This window comes from Halomonas sp. KG2 (assembly GCA_030440445.1).
Classification (GTDB): domain Bacteria; phylum Pseudomonadota; class Gammaproteobacteria; order Pseudomonadales; family Halomonadaceae; genus Vreelandella.
This window is the reverse complement of record CP098528.1, coordinates 208,525-223,842: the sequence shown is the minus strand read 5'-3', so window position 1 is coordinate 223,842 and position 15,318 is coordinate 208,525. Positions and strand designations below refer to the sequence as shown.

General features: G+C 54.4%; 23 protein-coding genes and 1 riboswitch. Of the genes, 7 read left to right on the top strand and 16 right to left on the bottom strand.

Annotated features, from left to right (window positions below; genetic code table 11):
• Positions 1-85 precede the first annotated feature (85 nt).
• Positions 86-778: a cupin domain-containing protein gene (locus tag NDQ72_01085; GenBank protein WKD28570.1), complete on the top strand. Its 693-nt coding sequence runs from the start codon at positions 86-88 to the stop codon at positions 776-778.
• A 21-nt stretch (positions 779-799) separates the two neighbouring features.
• Here NDQ72_01085 and NDQ72_01080 read toward each other — a convergent pair whose 3' ends face one another.
• A complete protein-coding gene (locus NDQ72_01080; protein ID WKD28569.1) occupies positions 800-1,165 on the bottom strand; it encodes a DUF6164 family protein in 366 nt (121 codons plus the stop codon).
• Between the two features lies 1 nt (position 1,166).
• Entirely contained in the window at positions 1,167-1,700 is a 534-nt protein-coding gene (gene gloA, locus NDQ72_01075) for a lactoylglutathione lyase (GenBank protein ID WKD28568.1), read from the bottom strand.
• 244 nt (positions 1,701-1,944) lie between these two features.
• On the opposite strand from gloA, the gene NDQ72_01070 reads away from it, so the two are divergent.
• The 6 genes from NDQ72_01070 (at position 1,945) to NDQ72_01045 (ending at position 6,103) form a co-directional block, all read left to right on the top strand.
• Positions 1,945-2,289, top strand: coding sequence for a hypothetical protein (locus tag NDQ72_01070; protein ID WKD28567.1), 345 nt, complete (start codon positions 1,945-1,947; stop codon positions 2,287-2,289).
• A 55-nt stretch (positions 2,290-2,344) separates the two neighbouring features.
• Positions 2,345-2,440: riboswitch (TPP riboswitch) on the top strand.
• 24 nt (positions 2,441-2,464) lie between these two features.
• Positions 2,465-3,274 carry a hydroxyethylthiazole kinase gene (gene thiM / locus NDQ72_01065; GenBank protein WKD28566.1) on the top strand — a complete coding sequence of 270 codons (810 nt, stop codon included), beginning with the start codon at positions 2,465-2,467 and terminating at the stop codon, positions 3,272-3,274.
• Positions 3,264-3,878 (top strand): thiamine phosphate synthase, encoded by a 615-nt coding sequence (thiE, locus tag NDQ72_01060; protein ID WKD28565.1) that lies wholly within the window; start codon positions 3,264-3,266, stop codon positions 3,876-3,878. The genes thiM and thiE overlap by 11 nt, the downstream gene beginning before the upstream one ends.
• Positions 3,875-4,795 (top strand): LysR substrate-binding domain-containing protein, encoded by a 921-nt coding sequence (locus NDQ72_01055; protein WKD28564.1) that lies wholly within the window; start codon positions 3,875-3,877, stop codon positions 4,793-4,795. Before thiE ends, NDQ72_01055 begins: the two co-directional genes overlap by 4 nt.
• Positions 4,796-4,886: 91 nt before the next feature.
• The gene (locus tag NDQ72_01050; GenBank protein WKD28563.1) at positions 4,887-5,294 is read left to right on the top strand and encodes a DoxX family protein; all 408 of its coding nucleotides are present in this window, start codon (positions 4,887-4,889) and stop codon (positions 5,292-5,294) included.
• 71 nt (positions 5,295-5,365) lie between these two features.
• Entirely contained in the window at positions 5,366-6,103 is a 738-nt protein-coding gene (locus NDQ72_01045; GenBank protein WKD28562.1) for a dioxygenase, read from the top strand.
• On the opposite strand, the gene NDQ72_01040 is transcribed toward NDQ72_01045, so the two are convergent.
• From NDQ72_01040 to rplF, 14 genes are all read right to left on the bottom strand, one after another.
• A complete protein-coding gene (locus tag NDQ72_01040) occupies positions 6,100-6,975 on the bottom strand; it encodes a DMT family transporter (protein ID WKD28561.1) in 876 nt (291 codons plus the stop codon). The genes NDQ72_01045 and NDQ72_01040 overlap by 4 nt on opposite strands.
• Before the next feature lie 105 nt (positions 6,976-7,080).
• Positions 7,081-8,505, bottom strand: a complete 1,425-nt coding sequence (locus tag NDQ72_01035; GenBank protein WKD28560.1) for a serine hydrolase — start codon at positions 8,503-8,505, stop codon at positions 7,081-7,083.
• 205 nt (positions 8,506-8,710) lie between these two features.
• Positions 8,711-9,097, bottom strand: a complete 387-nt coding sequence (gene rplQ / locus NDQ72_01030; protein ID WKD28559.1) for a 50S ribosomal protein L17 — start codon at positions 9,095-9,097, stop codon at positions 8,711-8,713.
• A 39-nt stretch (positions 9,098-9,136) separates the two neighbouring features.
• Positions 9,137-10,132 carry a DNA-directed RNA polymerase subunit alpha gene (rpoA, locus tag NDQ72_01025; GenBank protein ID WKD28558.1) on the bottom strand — a complete coding sequence of 332 codons (996 nt, stop codon included), beginning with the start codon at positions 10,130-10,132 and terminating at the stop codon, positions 9,137-9,139.
• Between the two features lie 125 nt (positions 10,133-10,257).
• The gene (gene rpsD / locus NDQ72_01020; GenBank protein ID WKD28557.1) at positions 10,258-10,878 is read right to left on the bottom strand and encodes a 30S ribosomal protein S4; all 621 of its coding nucleotides are present in this window, start codon (positions 10,876-10,878) and stop codon (positions 10,258-10,260) included.
• A gap of 12 nt (positions 10,879-10,890) precedes the next feature.
• On the bottom strand, positions 10,891-11,277 hold the full coding sequence (rpsK, locus tag NDQ72_01015; protein WKD28556.1) for a 30S ribosomal protein S11: 387 nt from the start codon (positions 11,275-11,277) through the stop codon (positions 10,891-10,893).
• A 52-nt stretch (positions 11,278-11,329) separates the two neighbouring features.
• On the bottom strand, positions 11,330-11,686 hold the full coding sequence (gene rpsM, locus NDQ72_01010) for a 30S ribosomal protein S13 (GenBank protein WKD28555.1): 357 nt from the start codon (positions 11,684-11,686) through the stop codon (positions 11,330-11,332).
• Between the two features lie 123 nt (positions 11,687-11,809).
• A complete protein-coding gene (gene rpmJ / locus NDQ72_01005) occupies positions 11,810-11,923 on the bottom strand; it encodes a 50S ribosomal protein L36 (protein ID WKD28554.1) in 114 nt (37 codons plus the stop codon).
• Between the two features lie 28 nt (positions 11,924-11,951).
• Complete coding sequence (gene secY, locus NDQ72_01000; protein WKD28553.1) at positions 11,952-13,283, bottom strand: preprotein translocase subunit SecY; 1,332 nt, start codon at positions 13,281-13,283, stop codon at positions 11,952-11,954.
• A complete protein-coding gene (rplO, locus tag NDQ72_00995) occupies positions 13,284-13,718 on the bottom strand; it encodes a 50S ribosomal protein L15 (protein WKD28552.1) in 435 nt (144 codons plus the stop codon).
• Positions 13,719-13,721: 3 nt separating this feature from the next.
• A complete protein-coding gene (gene rpmD / locus NDQ72_00990; GenBank protein ID WKD28551.1) occupies positions 13,722-13,904 on the bottom strand; it encodes a 50S ribosomal protein L30 in 183 nt (60 codons plus the stop codon).
• Between the two features lie 6 nt (positions 13,905-13,910).
• Complete coding sequence (gene rpsE, locus NDQ72_00985; GenBank protein ID WKD28550.1) at positions 13,911-14,411, bottom strand: 30S ribosomal protein S5; 501 nt, start codon at positions 14,409-14,411, stop codon at positions 13,911-13,913.
• A gap of 11 nt (positions 14,412-14,422) precedes the next feature.
• On the bottom strand, positions 14,423-14,773 hold the full coding sequence (gene rplR, locus NDQ72_00980; protein ID WKD28549.1) for a 50S ribosomal protein L18: 351 nt from the start codon (positions 14,771-14,773) through the stop codon (positions 14,423-14,425).
• A 9-nt stretch (positions 14,774-14,782) separates the two neighbouring features.
• The gene (gene rplF / locus NDQ72_00975) at positions 14,783-15,313 is read right to left on the bottom strand and encodes a 50S ribosomal protein L6 (GenBank protein WKD28548.1); all 531 of its coding nucleotides are present in this window, start codon (positions 15,311-15,313) and stop codon (positions 14,783-14,785) included.
• Positions 15,314-15,318: the final 5 nt, after the last annotated feature.

Below are 15,318 nucleotides of genomic sequence, written 5' to 3'. Positions count from 1 at the left end.
GTATTTTTTGCGTTGCATTTTGTCCCAGGGATGGGGAGACTTGCACTACTGCTGCGAATTTTCATCCCTGCAAAGAGCCAATACCATGCGCCTAAACGCCGATTTTAGCCACTTTGCCAGTGTCACGCCGGATCAGTACCGTTGGGTGGACTCCCCCAGCGCTGGTGTAGAGCGCATGATGCTAGACCGCATTGGCGACGAAGTCGCCAGAGCCACCAGCCTGGTACGCTACGCGCCCAACAGCCAGTTCAATCGTCATACTCACGGTGGTGGTGAAGAAATTTTAGTGCTGGAAGGCGTCTTTGCCGATGAGCATGGCCGTTACCCGGCAGGCAGCTACTTACGCAACCCGATTGGCACTGGTCATACCCCGCAAATAGGCGAAGAAGGCGCACTTATTCTGGTAAAGCTACACCAGTTTGATGAAAACGATATTTTGCAGCTGGCCGTGCCTGCCCACAGGCTCCCCTGGCAGCCCGACCGACGGCCAGGTATTACTTACAAAATGCTGCACACCTATAGTTCAAAACAGTATGGCCCAGAGCGAGTCAGCCTAGAGCGCTGGGAAGCCGATACACAGGTGTCTTATCCAGCGCTTGCCGGTGGTTTAGAGCTGTTTGTGCTGGAAGGCTCTCTGCTCTGTGATGGGCAGGAATATGCCACCGGCAGTTGGTGCCGCTACCCAGTAGGTGCGGCACCTCAGTTACGCGCGGGTAATGAAGGCGTGCAGCTTTATCTAAAACGCGGGCACTTAGCCACTGTTAAGCTACCCAGCTAATCTACAAAACTGTTTACAAATCTAGCCTACTAAGCCAATAAACGGCAGCAGCGTTAATAGGGCGATCAGCACCACGGCGACGATTACCAGTACGACTTGCACGGGGTGGGCAAGAAAGCGCCGCCATAGCGTTGGTGCACTGCCACTGGCAACCGCTTCTTCGTGCTCTCGCCGTGCTTTTGCTTGACGCTTTTCCTGATACGCCGCCAATGCCGCTTCAGCGGCCTCGCGCTGAGCAGTGTTACGCAGCCAAATGGCATCGACACCCAGGCGAAAAAAGCCCGCCTGGGTTTCATAGACATCAAAGCCCTGTTCATCTAGCAACTGGCGTACTTCCAACGCCTCTTCATCGGTCACGTGGCGCAGCCGAAACAGCAAGTGGGCCATATTAGTCGCCCATGGCTGCCATGCGGTCTGCCTGAATCACTTCGATCCAGTAGCCATCTGCATCTTTGACAAAGATAACGTCTTTCATCTTGCCCTGGTCCGCACGCTTGATGAACGTCACCTCATGCTCATCAAACCATACTTGAGCAGCTTCTAAGTCAGGCACACTAAAGCAGATATGACCAAACCCTTGAGGTTCAGCGTTACCGTCGTGATAGGCAAAATCCTGCTGATCTTCTGTGCCCCAGTTATGCGTCAATTCCAGCAAGCCTTTCTGACTGAAGGTCCAGGCAGTGCGTGCTTGAGTATCTTCTGGCACGTTATCGCTGCTTTCTATATTGGCTAGGAAGTAGAGCGAAAACTGCATCTCTTCGAAATCCAATCGGCGTAGCACCTGCATTCCAAATACCTTGGAGTAGAACGCTAGCGCGCGTTCGGGATCCTTCACCCGCAGCATGGTGTGATTTAAGCGAAACCCTTGGGTTTGCGGCGCTGCGGGCGCGACGCCGGAATGTTGTTCGCCTTGAAAACTCATTTTGCTCTCCTGTCGCTAATGCTGATCATTGAATCCATTGAGCCTCACTTACCGCTTACCATGAGGGCTTAAGAGCCATAATACCAGCCCTTACAAGCATGTAGGATTCACTAACGCAGTGTCACATTAAGCGCACTGGCAATACTAAACAAAAACCCTACACTTATTATTCATAAACTTTACAAAAAGCAGTTCCCGCAACATAAGCGATGCCCCACCTTTGAGGCGTCCACAGGAGTTTTCCATGACCGCGATTGATATGACCCTCGGTGACCACATAACGCTAAAGCAGTTAGCCCGCGCCATACACAATGGCTTTTCACCGATTGTGGAAGTTGAGTCAATGGATGGTATCTATAAGGTTCGCTTCCATCACGCGAACGGTGTTTCTGATCTAACCAATGCTGAGGGTCATGTCAGCACGTTTTTGGGCACCGGTGAAATTCGCGACACCCTTGGACAGCTGGGCCTCACTCATGGAGTGCTTACGTTTGCCGACCAGTGTGGCGATGAAATGATTGGTGTTGAGGGTAAAGCGATAACGCCTGATGAGATGCTCACCTACGGAACACGCATCTCGTTTCGTTGATAGTTGCTCATCGCGCTGCCCAGGCTTTACAGATTGATCTAAGCCAAGGATAGTACCATCACGACAGGGGCGCCCTTGCTTAACGGGCTGAGAAGCACCCTTTGAACCTGAACCGGATAACACCGGCGTAGGGAGTCGTGGTGCAGCTGCATCACCTCCCAGCCGGGAGGATATTATGCCTTCACGCCCACTCGGCGATTACCTCCGCGATCTGCGCGCTGCCACACCGCTGGTACATTGCATTACCAACTATGTGGCGATGAATAGCACCGCTAACTTGCTATTGGCGACAGGTGCGTCTCCCGCCATGCTGCATGCTCAGGAAGAAGTGGCGGAGTTCACGGCTATGTCTGGCGCGCTATCGATTAATATTGGCACCCTCTCTTCCCCTTGGGCTGATGCCATGGCAGCCGCTGCGCGCACTGCTCATGAAAACCATATTCCGTGGGTGCTTGACCCTGTGGCGGTTGGTGCTACCACATTTCGCCAGCGTGTTTGCGAGACGCTGCTGGCTTATCAGCCTAGCGTTATTCGTGGCAATGCCTCAGAAATCCAAGCACTTAACGGATTAGCCAGCCAAGGGCGTGGGGTCGATGCGACTGCTAGCACCCAAGAAGCCACAACCGCTGCCATTGCGCTAGCTCAGCAACATCGCTGCGTGGTGACGGTGACTGGCGAGAGCGATTTCATTACCGACGGCACTGTCCATTATCGGCTTAAAGGTGGGCACGCACTAATGCCCCGCGTGACTACCTTAGGCTGCGGATTGAGTGCGCTGGTGGCAAGCTTTGTAGCCGCAAACCGCGCGCAGCCGCTGGAAGCCAGCTTGGCTGCCTTGGCGTGTTTCAGCATCGCTGGAAGCCGTGCAGGCGAGCAGGCTCAAGGCCCTGGCAGTTTCCAGGTGGCGCTATTGGATGCGCTGTATCAGTTATCCCCTGACGACCTTTCGACCCTTGCTCAATGGGAGGCGGTGCATGCCGTTTGATCTTTCACTCTATTTAGTCACCGATGCGGGTCTATGCGCTGGCATGGGCCTGGAAAAAACGGTTGAAGCTGCTGTGCAGGGCGGCATTACCATGGTGCAGCTACGCGATAAACACGCTAGTGACGAGCACATGATCGCCCAGGCCAAACGTCTCAAAGCGATGTTGGCTGGTAGTGGCGTCCCTCTGATCATTAATGATCGCCTGAACGTGGCACTCGCCAGCCAAGCGGATGGCTTACATGTCGGGCAAAGCGACACGGCTGTTCAAGCAGCACGAAACACACTCGGCCAGCACGCCATTATCGGGCTTTCAATTAACACCCCAGCCCAACTTCAGGAGGCCCCCGTCGAATTGCTCAATTACGTCGGTTTAGGGCCCGTGTTTGCTACTGGCAGTAAACAAGACCACGCCCAGCCCATTGGCTTTGATGGGCTGGCACAACTTGCCAGTGCTTGCCAACTTCCCAGCGTCGCGATTGGCGGGCTAAAAGCTGAACACATTGCTCAAGTGAAAGCCGCTGGGGCAAACGGTGTTGCGGTTATTTCTGCTATTTGTGGCCAGCCAGACCCCCGCCTGGCTGCTCAGGCATTCCACACGCAATGACCCAGCTCGACCATATCGCGGCGTTTGTAAAGGTCGCTGAGCTGGGTAGCTATACCCGCGCGGCCGAGGCGCTAGACCTTTCCCGCACGCGGGTATCTCGCCAAGTGATGGCACTTGAAGAGGCATTAGGCGCTCGGCTTATTCAGCGCACCACTCGGCGGCTGCACCTCACGGAAGCGGGCGAACGCTATCTCGTTCGCGCGCAAAGCATTTTGATCGCTTTGGACGAGGCAGCGGCAGAAATCGGCAGTGGCATCAGTACGGTGAGCGGGCAGTTGCGCATTAATGGCCCGATGAGCTTCGGCACACGCTATCTTTCACCGCTGGTTGCACAGTTTATGCAAACGCACCCGGGGCTTGAGGTGCGCTTGGATCTAAACGACCGTCGCGTTGATTTGCTGGAAGAAGGCTACGATGTCGCCATTCGTATTGGCAACCTGCCTGACTCTAGCTTAGTGGCACGACGACTCACCCAGTGCCGGATGCTGTTTTGCGCATCACCTGATTATCTCGCCCAGTATGGCACGCCGCTGACTAGTGAAGATTTGGCATCTCACCGCTGCCTTCGCTACCGAAGCGGCCAAAACAGTGGCGATTGGCGGATTGGTCATCAGTTACTGAGTATTTCTGGTCCCTTAGAGAGTAATAATGGCGATATGCTGACGCATGCAGCTGAAGCAGGCTTAGGGATAGCGCAACAGCCCAGCTTTTTAGTCACTGATAGCATTGCGAACGGGCGCCTAGTGCCGATCTTGCAGAACTTACCGCCGGCTTTGCTAGACATCCATGCGCTTTACCCAGCCCGACGCTATTTACCTGCCAAAGTAGAGCGCTTTATTGAGTTATTGGCGGCGGCGTGGGGTGACCCACCGGCATGGGAAATCGAGCTCGGATTGTCGCCTTTATCGCAACAGTGAAGTGCAGTAACGGTGGATTATCTCAGTGGTTATCATCTGTAAAGTAGCACTATCGCATCCAACGTGATGCTCGCGACTAAGAGAGACCGCTATGACCACTACCAATACTTCACCACTCGCCCTCCATGCCACCGCCTTGCTACGTATCAGTCTGGGCGTGATGGTCTTAGCTCACGGCTTGCTTAAGGTGTTTGTCTTCACCCTGCCAGGCACTGTCAGCTACTTTGAATCCCTGGGCTTACCGGGTGTTCTCGCTTACTTAACCATTGCTGCTGAAGTAGGTGGTGGCCTAGCACTTTTACTGGGCATCTATACTCGTTGGGTAAGCCTTGCTCTTGTGCCCGTGCTGCTAGGTGCAGCCTCGGTACACCTGGGTAATGGCTGGCTGTTCTCGAACCCGGGTGGTGGCTGGGAATTCCCTATTTTCTGGACGATTGCTCTGGTGGTACAGGCTGGTCTAGGTGGCGGTAGCGCTGTTGTCAGCCGCAAATTCGCCTAACCACTCTGCCCGCATTGACTTCGGCTTGTGCGGGCATTATTAGCCCGCTATAGGCTAACGGAGGTACTAAAATGCTACCCAGCCTGTTTATTTCCCATGGCTCCCCCATGCTGGCGCTGAATAAAACCCCGGCCCACGCTTTCCTACGTGAGCTGGGGAAGCGCCTCTCCCCTCGCGCGGTGGTCGTCGTATCAGCCCACTGGGAGAGTCTCACACTCAAGGTCAGCACTAGCGCACAACCAGAGACAATTCATGATTTTGGCGGGTTTCCACAAGCTCTTTTCGAGTGCCAGTATCCGGCTCCTGGCAACCCTGAATTGGCTGAACAAATTGCGCTGTTATTGGGTGCCGAACGCGTAGAGCGCGGCCTTGACCACGGCGCTTGGGTACCACTTTCACTGATGTTTCCAGAGGCCAATGTACCGGTCGTTTCCCTGTCGCTACCTGTGCGTTGGGAAAATGACGCGTTAGTCACGCTCGGCGAGCACCTATCGGCATTGCGAAAAGAAGGGGTTCTGATTATTGGCTCGGGCAGCCTAACCCATAACTTATATGAAACGCTTCCCCAGGGCAGCCCCACTCCCGCCTGGGTAGATGAGTTTGCCCAGTGGGTGAGCGAACATATTGAAGCCAATGATCGCCAGGCATTACTTCACTGGGAGCGTGCTCCAAAAGCGCTGGAGAACCACCCAACCCCTGAACACTTCCAGCCCTTGCTGGTGGCCATGGGGGCAGGTGGTGATGCAACTCAGTTACACCACAGCGTTGAACATGGCGTACTAGCGATGGATGTTTATCAATTTGCTTAAGCTGTTGGTCGGGGTTTCAGCGTCGTGCGGCGGTCATGGTATGCAATCGCTAAACCGCTGCCCATAATCAGCACACTGCCCACCCATACCCACAAATCGGGCAGTTCTCCCCAGAACCACCAGCCGAGCAGCACCGCCCACAGCATCGCCGTGTAATCAAACGGAGCGGCAATCGCGGCAGGGGCAAAGCGGAATGCCAGGGTAATAAACGCGGTCGCGCCAATACCCAAAACACCCGAGACCAAAAAGCCAAGCCAGTGCCAGGGCTCTGGGGTTTGCCAAACCCAGGGCAAACTCAGAGCCGTGATGATAAAAGGCACTAACGTCATGTAGAACACCATCGCCCACAGGTGCTCCCGAGCACCATAGCGCCGTGCAGTGATCATCATCAGTGCGTAAAAGAAAGCCGCTCCCAAGAGGGTTAGCGTGCCGAGCTGGAACGCATCGCCACCGGGGCGAACCACTATCAGCACGCCGGCAAAGCCAACTAACGACGCTATTAATACGGGTGGATCAATCCGCTCGCCAAGCAACGGCACTGAAAGCAACGTTACAAACAAGGGCGCCACAAAAGCGATTGCCGTGGCCTCTGCGAGTGGCAACAGGGTTAGCCCCCAGACAAAGAACACCATCGTGGCGGTATAAATCAATCCTCTGAGAAGATGTACACGTGGGCGTCTGGTATGCAACTTGCGCAACCCGCCTGCAAAATGCGCCAACAGGGCAATGAGCGGTAATGACACGAGCGTACGAAAGAAAATAATCTGTAGCGGCGAATGGACTTCGCCTAGCCACTTCGATACCGCATCACCAAGCGCTAAGAACAGAACCCCTAAGCACATGCATAGGATACCTTTTAACGACGTTGTCACGACGCTCTCCTTTTGCCCTTCGGACACTTTATCAGCCGGGATTAAACAACTAATAAAAAACCCCGCCAATGTGTCACTGGCGGGGCTGCGGATCTAACGTGGCTTTTACAAACTTGCGTTGACCACCATGCACTCCATCCCCTGCGCCTGGAGCGTTCTACAGGCGCGCCTGGCGCGCGCTTCGTCCAAGGCGACAACACGGGCGCGGAATACCGGCGTTTGACCAGCTATGGTGTCGATAGCAACCCGTCCTCCCACTTCATGAGGCAGTCGCTGAGCAGCCTGACGTGCCAACTGCTCTGCTCGTGCTTCCTGGCTAAAAGCACCTACCTGGATACCCCAATCACCAGCAGTAACAGACCGCTGGGGCGTAGCAGCCAACTCGCGTTCACGCTCAATAAACGTATTCACCGGGTTTGATGTGTGGGTAACCGGACTGCTTGTCGGTGTCTCCATGGAGCGCGCGAGACGATCTTCAATTTCAACAACCGGTGCAGACGCTGGTGAAGGAGAAAGTGTTGTCGCTGCCAAATTATTCGAAGCCGCTGTGTTATTCGAAATCGTTACATTACTGGCCATGACAGGGCGATTAGAGGCTGGCGGTGTCGACATGGGGCGTTGGCTAGGGGTGCCAGAGCCAGAGAAAGCCATAAACTCACTAGAGAAAGTAGTATTTGCTAGCCATGTTTGCTGGTCACGCAGCGCTGCACGAGCAAAACTTCGATCTAACAAGTTCGCCATATGAGAATCACGAGATGCCCCACTAAAGCCACCCATGACAACGCCCACCATGCGGCGATCTCCGTGGACGGCCGTTGTCGCTACATTGAAACCAGATGCACGAATGAAGCCGGTTTTAAGGCCATCTGCACCGGGGTAGTTTTTCACTAAGCGGTTATGGCTGGTGTGCCGGGTACCACGATAGGTGAACTCCTGGAGCCCAAAATAGTGGTAGTACTGTGGGAAGTCCTGCATCACGCGCACAGAGAGTGTCACCATATCCCGTGCCGTGGTGACCTGCTGGTCATCAGGTAGACCCGAGGCATTACGGAACGTGGTAGCATTCATACCTAACTCACGCGCTTTTGCGGTCATCAGCTGAGCGAAACGCTGCTCGCTACCACCTAACGCTTCAGCCACCACGGCGGCAACATCATTAGCAGAGCGCACAGCCAGCGCACGAATAGCAGAATCAACAGGAATGGTACTGCCTGCAGAAAGCCACAGTTTTACAGCAGGCATGGCGGCTGCTTGAGCAGACACAGGAAGCGGCTGATTAAGACTGAGCTGGCCGCTCTCCAATGCTTCAAATGTAAGATAAAGCGTCATCATTTTGGTTAACGATGCGGGGTAGCGACGCTCATCTGCATTCTCGGCGTACAGCACCTCTCCGTTTTCCAAATCCACAACAATCCCAGCATAACGCGGATTTGCATGAGCACTCGATATCGTGCTTAGCAGCAATACCATTAACGACAGCGGAAGCCACCAACGCGCGACGATCGTTGCGCATATTCCCCTTGTTGCCATACATGCCCCTTTCTTGTTTTGCTGTGATGTCACACTACCAACCATTAAGCTACTTGCCACACTAAGAAATCTAAGACTAGCACGGTAACTCTTAAAGTGAATTAAGAAAGCAGTATAAAAGTTGAAAACGCAATGAAATGAATAGACCAAAAAAAACCGACCCTAAGGGGTCGGCTTTCATTTTGTTGAGCAACAACGCAGAGACTTACTCTTCTGCAGCTGCTTCTTCAACAACCGGACGGTCAACTAGCTCAACGAACGCCATGGGCGCGTTGTCGCCTGTGCGGTAACCGCACTTGAGGATGCGGATGTAACCACCCGGACGCTCGGCATAACGCGGACCTAGCTCGTTGAACAGTTTGCCGACGGCTTCTTTGGAGCGCGTGCGGGCAAATGCCAAACGGCGGTTTGCAACGCTATCCTGCTTGGCTAGGGTAATTAGCGGCTCGATAACGCGACGCAATTCCTTGGCCTTAGGCAGGGTTGTCTTGATGACTTCATGTTCGACCAGCGAGACAGACATGTTCTTGAACATGGCCTGACGATGCGAGCTGGTACGATTCAGATGACGACCACTCTTACGATGACGCATGGTTGTAATTCCTTACCAAACTGGGACTCGAGTCGACACTCACGCGGAGGCCTTGTCGTCCTTCAGGCTAGCGGGTGGCCAATTTTCCAACCGCATGCCGAGGGACAAGCCGCGCGCTGCCAATACGTCTTTGATTTCATTCAAAGACTTTTTACCAAGATTCGGTGTCTTCAGCAGCTCAACTTCAGTGCGCTGGATAAGATCACCAATGTAGTAAATATTCTCGGCTTTTAGGCAGTTAGCGCTGCGAACTGTCAACTCAAGATCGTCTACGGGGCGCAATAGGATAGGATCAACAAGATCCTCTTCCTCTTCGACTTCCTGCTCTTTATCAGCTTCCAGGTCGACGAAGGCGGCCAGCTGCTCTTGCAGAATGGTCGCACTGCGACGGATAGCCTCTTCCGGATCCAGTGTACCGTCGGTTTCCAGATCGATAATTAACTTATCGAGGTCGGTGCGCTGCTCAACACGAGCGGCTTCAACCGAATAGGAAACACGGCGAACAGGGCTGAAGGTGGCATCCAGCTGCAGGCGGCCAATTGCACGTGTCTCTTCATCAGAGCCACGAGCGTCAGCCGGTTCGTAACCACGACCCAGCGCTACCTTAAGCTGAATTTTCAGCTCGGCACCTTCATTGACATGAGCAATGACGTGATCCGGGTTGACGATTTCGACGCTATGATCAAGCGCAATGTCGCCAGCGGTGACGACAGCTGGGCCCTGCTTGTTCAGCGAGAGCACCGCCTCATCGCGGCTGTGCATCTTGATCGCAACATCTTTCAAGTTCAGGAGGATTTCGATGACATCTTCCTGCACCCCTTCGAGCGCACTGTATTCGTGCTCTACACCGGCAATTTCAGCCTCTACCACGGCAGCGCCGGGCATGGACGAAAGCAGAATGCGACGAAGTGCATTCCCCAGGGTGTGACCAAAGCCGCGCTCGAACGGTTCGAGAACGATTTTGGCATGATGTGCGCTGATTTCTTCGACCTTGATGTCACGAGGACGAAGAAACTCTGTCACTGAACGCTGCATATGAACACCTTTCAGGCTGCCAAACGGATACTGAGTACTCTAGAGCACACTACTCAAGAGCATCTGGGCGGTTAGCTTTGCTACCCCGCCCAGGTCTCAAGAAGCAGAAATGTAAATCAAACTGCTTACTTGGAGTACAGCTCGACGATCAGGTTTTCGTTGATGTCGGCAGTCAGGTCACCGCGTTCAGGCAGAGCCTTGAAAGTGCCTTCCATCTTCTTGGCGTCGATTTCGATCCAAGCGATATCGCCACGGTTGGCCGCAATGGTCAACGAGTGTTGAATACGTGCTTGGTTCTTCGCCTTTTCGCGAACAGAAACAACGTCACCGGGCTTCACTTGGTAGGAAGCAACGTTAACGGTGCGGCCGTTCACGGAAATCGCCTTGTGGCTGACCAGCTGACGCGCTTCAGAGCGAGTCGAGCCAAAGCCCATGCGGTAGACGACGTTATCCAGTCGGGATTCAAGCAACTGCAACAATACTTCACCAGTCGCACCTTTCAGGCGAGCGGCTTCTTTGTAGTAGTTGCGGAACTGCTTTTCGAGTACGCCATACATACGGCGTACTTTCTGCTTCTCACGAAGCTGCAAGCCGTAGTCGGAAAGACGCTGACGACGCTGGCCGTGTACACCCGGGATCTGCTCGGATTTACACTTTTTCTCGAAGGGAGTAACACCGCTCTTTAAAAAGAGATCGGTGCCTTCACGACGAGACAGTTTGCACTTCGGTCCAATATAACGAGCCATGAATCTGTCTCCTTAAACGCGGCGTTTCTTAGGCGGACGGCAGCCATTATGAGGAATGGGCGTCGCGTCAGTGATGCTTTGCACGCGGAAGCCGGCGGCATTGAGAGCGCGCACGGCGGATTCACGGCCGGGACCGGGGCCTTTGACCAGCACGTCTACGTTTTTCACACCATACTCGGCTGCAGCAGTTGCTGCACGCTCACTTGCCACTTGAGCAGCGAACGGGGTGCTCTTGCGAGAACCACGAAAACCCGAACCACCGGCTGTCGCCCAAGAAAGAGCGTTGCCCTGGCGGTCTGTGATCGTCACGATCGTGTTGTTAAAAGAGGCGTGGATATGCGCTACGGCGTCCACTACCTGCTTTTTAACCTTTTTACGGTTACTACGCGGGTTAGCCATGTTGATGTCTATTCCTGTCTTAACGTCAGCTCTCTATTAAAGAGCCTGCGTGTTATTTGCGGATCGGCTTACGCGGGCCCTTACGGGTACGCGCGTTAGTCTTAGTCCGCTGACCACGCAGCGGAAGACTACGACGATGACGCAGACCACGGTAGCAGCCTAAGTCCATGAGACGCTTAATGTTAAGCGTAACATCACGACGAAGGTCGCCTTCTACGGTGTACTTACCAACTTCAGAACGCAGGGTATCCAGCTCATCGCTAGATAGATCCTGGATCTTGGTAGTAGGCGCGATACCGGCAGCAGCACAAACGTGCTGAGCGCGGGTACGGCCAATCCCGAAGATATAGGTCAGCGAGATCGCCGCATGCTTGTTGTCCGGGATATTGACGCCTGCAATACGGGCCATCAGCTTACTCCGAAATTTGAGCGGCTTGCTCGTTTGTTCATCTACAAAAGGCGCAACAGCATACCCCTTTATAAGCCTTATGGCAAGGGGTATGCCGGCACCCGCTTAAAAACAACCCAGGTATTAACCCTGGCGCTGTTTGTGCCGCGGTTCGATACAAATGACGCGGACAGCGCCATTGCGTCGAATGATCTTACAATTACGGCACATCTTCTTTACGGAAGCTCGAACTTTCATCGTTCTCTCCAAATCGCAACGGCGCGCCTCAGCGCATAATGCCGCCGCTACCGTAGCCTTTCAGGTTGGACTTCTTCATCACCGAGTCATATTGATGCGACATGAGATGCGACTGCACCTGGGCCATGAAGTCCATGATGACCACCACCACGATCAGAAGCGAAGTTCCGCCGAAGAAAAACGGCACATTCCACGCAACGATCAAAAACTGGGGCATCAAGGAAACCGCAGTGATATACAAGGCACCGAATAAAGTAAGACGAGTCATTACTTTATCGATATAGCGAGCGGTCTGCTCGCCGGGGCGAATGCCCGGCAGGAAGGCGCCTGACTTTTTAAGATTGTCAGCCACATCCTTGGGGTTGAAGACCAGCGCTGTGTAAAAGAAGCAGAAGAATACCACTGCCGCCGCGAAAAGCAAGATGTAAAGCGGTTGGCCGGGGCCTAACGCTTGTGATGCACGCTGCAACCACTCCATTCCTTCGCCAGCACCCACCCACTGACCAATAGAGGCCGGGAAGAGTAAAATACTGGAAGCGAAGATTGCTGGAATAACACCAGCCATATTCACTTTCAAAGGCAGGTAGCTGCTTTGGCCTGCATACATCTTATTGCCGACCTGACGCCTGGGGTAGTTCACTTTCAAGCGGCGTTGGCCGCGCTCAATGAACACCACAAACGCAACGGTAGCAATACCTAGCACTGACAGCGCTAACAGCGGAAGAACATTCCAGGCACCTTCATTACGAGCAAGCTCGAACGCTTGCCCAACGGCACTGGGCAGCCCAGCGACAATCCCCGCGAAGATCAGCAGCGAAATACCGTTGCCGATGCCCTTCTCGGTGATCTGCTCACCTAGCCACATCATAAACACCGCACCTGATACAAATGTAATCACGGCGGTGAAAAAGAAGCTGAAGTCAGCGCTGTATGCGATGCCTTGGCTAGCCAGACCGACGGACATACCGGTAGCCTGGACGAAAGCCAGTATCACCGTGCCGTAGCGCGTGTACTGGCTAATCTTGCGGCGGCCAGCCTCACCCTCTTTCTTGAGCTGCTCAAGATGAGGGGAGACCGCAGTCATGAGCTGCATGATAATCGACGCCGAAATGTAGGGCATTATACCCAGGGCGAGGACGCTCATACGCTCCAGGGCGCCACCCGAGAACATGTTAAACATGCCTAGAATGGTGCCCTGTTGCTCCCTAAACAAGGCAGCAAGCTGGTCAGGATTGATACCGGGAACGGGAATGTGGGCACCAATACGGTACACCACGATGGCGAGGAGCACGAAGCGCAAACGCGCCCACAGTTCACTCAGACCGCTGCCCATCGCCGGCATATTTCCTGACTTGGCCATTTAGTCCTCTACCTTGCCGCCGGCGGCTTCGATCGCTTCACGGGCACCTTTGGTGACCTTGATACCACGAACGGTAACCGCCTTTTTCAGTTCGCCAGAAAGGATGATCTTCGCATGAAGCGTCGCATCCTTTAGCACGTTGGCTTGCTTCAGAGTTTCCATAGTGACTTCGTCACCGGCAACCTTGGCAAGTTCAGCCAGACGTACTTCTTCAGATACCAATGACTTAGCAGACGTAAAGCCGAATTTCGGCAAACGACGCTGCAATGGCATCTGACCGCCTTCGAAACCAGGCTTGACGCTGCCGCCACTGCGAGATTTCTGGCCTTTGTGGCCACGGCCACCGGTCTTACCAAGACCGGAGCCGATACCACGACCAACGCGCTTTTCAGCGTGTTTGGAGCCCGGTGCCGGGCTCAGGGTATTGAGTTTCATGGATTACTCTCCCTCAACGCGCACAAGGTAGTTAACCTTGTGGATCATGCCGCGTACGGCAGGGGTGTCTTCCAGCTCAACCGTATGACCGATGCGACGCAGACCCAGGCCCTTCATAGTAGCCTTGTGCTTGGGCAAAACGCCGATGGTGCTGCGGATCTGGGTAACCTTGATCGTTGCTGCCATGGTGCCTTACCCCGTGATCGCTTCGACAGACAGACCGCGCTTAGCGGCAATGTCTTCCGGTGCTTGCATGGAGGAGAGACCTTTAACAGTCGCTCGCACCACGTTAACCGGGTTGGTGGAACCGTAGCACTTGGCCAGTACATCATGGACACCAGCGAGCTCTAGTACAGAGCGCATGGCGCCGCCAGCGATGATACCGGTACCTTCAGAAGCCGGCTGCATGTACACCTTAGAAGCACCGTGACGGGCTTTTATCGGGTACTGAAGCGTATGGCCTGCAAGGTTAACCTTGACCATGTTGCGACGAGCTTGATCCATCGCTTTCTGGATCGCAACAGGCACTTCACGCGCCTTGCCACGACCAAAACCGACACGACCTTTACCATCACCAACGACGGTCAGCGCGGTGAAGCCGAAAATACGACCACCTTTGACCACCTTGGCGACGCGGTTGACCTGCACTAACTTCTCTTGCAGATCACCGCTTTGCTGTTCGTTCTTCGCCATCGTAAAACCCTTTAGAATTCCAGGCCGCCTTCACGAGCGGCGTCGGCCAGAGCCTTAACGCGACCGTGATACTTAAAGCCAGCACGATCGAAGGCCACCTGGGTGATGCCTGCTTCTTTAGCGCGTTCAGCAATCAGAGCGCCAACCTTAGAGGCGGCTTCTGCGTTGCCAGTCGCACCCTCGCGCAGTGCTTTGTCCAGCGTAGAAGCACTGGCTAGCACTTTGCCACCATCCGGCGAGATAATCTGCGCATAGATGTGACGCGGGGTACGGTTGACGCACAGGCGATACACGCCCAGCTCGCGGATCTTTGCGCGAGCGCGGCGGGCACGACGGAGACGAGATTCTTTCTTCGCGTTCATAACCCTGCCTTACTTCTTCTTGGCTTCTTTGCGACGCACCTGCTCGTCGGCGTACCGAACACCCTTGCCTTTATACGGCTCAGGGGGACGGAAGGCGCGGATTTCCGCGGCGCACTGGCCGAGCATCTGCTTGTCCGCGCTTTTCAGCACGATCACGGTGTTCTTCGGCGTTTCCGCTGAGACACCCTTAGGCAGTTCATAGTCGACCGGGTGCGAGAAGCCCAGTGAAAGATTGAGCGTCTGGCCCTTAGCTTGGGCACGATAACCGACGCCTACAATTTCGAGAGTTTTTGTGAAACCCTCGGATACGCCCGTTACCAGGTTCTGAACCAAGGCGCGGGTAGTACCGGCCATTGCCCAGCTCTTGGCAGACTCACTCGGGGCGAAGGTCAGCTGGCCATCTTCTTGACCAATCACCACGTCCTGGTGAATGGTCATAGATAGCGTGCCCTGGCCGCCTTTGGCGGTCAGCTGGCCAGCGTCGATTTTAACCTCGACACCAGCAGGCACTTTAACCGGATATTTCGCTATGCGGGACATTCCAG

Excerpts from the sequence above, each read along its gene's own strand:
- gloA (WKD28568.1), bottom strand. The coding sequence starts at position 1,700 with ATGAGTTTTCAAGGCGAACAACATTCCGGCGTCGCGCCCGCAGCGCCG.
- rpsE (WKD28550.1), bottom strand. The coding sequence starts at position 14,411 with ATGGCGAAGAACGAACAGCAAAGCGGTGATCTGCAAGAGAAGTTAGTG.
- NDQ72_01055 (WKD28564.1), top strand. The coding sequence starts at position 3,875 with ATGACCCAGCTCGACCATATCGCGGCGTTTGTAAAGGTCGCTGAGCTG.
- rplR (WKD28549.1), bottom strand. The coding sequence starts at position 14,773 with ATGAACGCGAAGAAAGAATCTCGTCTCCGTCGTGCCCGCCGCGCTCGC.
- rpsD (WKD28557.1), bottom strand. The coding sequence starts at position 10,878 with ATGGCTCGTTATATTGGACCGAAGTGCAAACTGTCTCGTCGTGAAGGC.
- NDQ72_01085 (WKD28570.1), top strand. The coding sequence starts at position 86 with ATGCGCCTAAACGCCGATTTTAGCCACTTTGCCAGTGTCACGCCGGAT.
- rpmD (WKD28551.1), bottom strand. The coding sequence starts at position 13,904 with ATGGCAGCAACGATCAAGGTTACCCAGATCCGCAGCACCATCGGCGTT.
- rplQ (WKD28559.1), bottom strand. The coding sequence starts at position 9,097 with ATGCGTCATCGTAAGAGTGGTCGTCATCTGAATCGTACCAGCTCGCAT.
- NDQ72_01050 (WKD28563.1), top strand. The coding sequence starts at position 4,887 with ATGACCACTACCAATACTTCACCACTCGCCCTCCATGCCACCGCCTTG.
- rpsK (WKD28556.1), bottom strand. The coding sequence starts at position 11,277 with ATGGCTAACCCGCGTAGTAACCGTAAAAAGGTTAAAAAGCAGGTAGTG.
- secY (WKD28553.1), bottom strand. The coding sequence starts at position 13,283 with ATGGCCAAGTCAGGAAATATGCCGGCGATGGGCAGCGGTCTGAGTGAA.
- NDQ72_01045 (WKD28562.1), top strand. The coding sequence starts at position 5,366 with ATGCTACCCAGCCTGTTTATTTCCCATGGCTCCCCCATGCTGGCGCTG.
- rplO (WKD28552.1), bottom strand. The coding sequence starts at position 13,718 with ATGAAACTCAATACCCTGAGCCCGGCACCGGGCTCCAAACACGCTGAA.
- thiE (WKD28565.1), top strand. The coding sequence starts at position 3,264 with ATGCCGTTTGATCTTTCACTCTATTTAGTCACCGATGCGGGTCTATGC.
- rpoA (WKD28558.1), bottom strand. The coding sequence starts at position 10,132 with ATGCAGCGTTCAGTGACAGAGTTTCTTCGTCCTCGTGACATCAAGGTC.
- NDQ72_01080 (WKD28569.1), bottom strand. The coding sequence starts at position 1,165 with ATGGCCCACTTGCTGTTTCGGCTGCGCCACGTGACCGATGAAGAGGCG.
- rpsM (WKD28555.1), bottom strand. The coding sequence starts at position 11,686 with ATGGCCCGTATTGCAGGCGTCAATATCCCGGACAACAAGCATGCGGCG.
- thiM (WKD28566.1), top strand. The coding sequence starts at position 2,465 with ATGCCTTCACGCCCACTCGGCGATTACCTCCGCGATCTGCGCGCTGCC.
- NDQ72_01070 (WKD28567.1), top strand. The coding sequence starts at position 1,945 with ATGACCGCGATTGATATGACCCTCGGTGACCACATAACGCTAAAGCAG.
- rplF (WKD28548.1), bottom strand. The coding sequence starts at position 15,313 with ATGTCCCGCATAGCGAAATATCCGGTTAAAGTGCCTGCTGGTGTCGAG.
- NDQ72_01035 (WKD28560.1), bottom strand. The coding sequence starts at position 8,505 with ATGGCAACAAGGGGAATATGCGCAACGATCGTCGCGCGTTGGTGGCTT.
- rpmJ (WKD28554.1), bottom strand. The coding sequence starts at position 11,923 with ATGAAAGTTCGAGCTTCCGTAAAGAAGATGTGCCGTAATTGTAAGATC.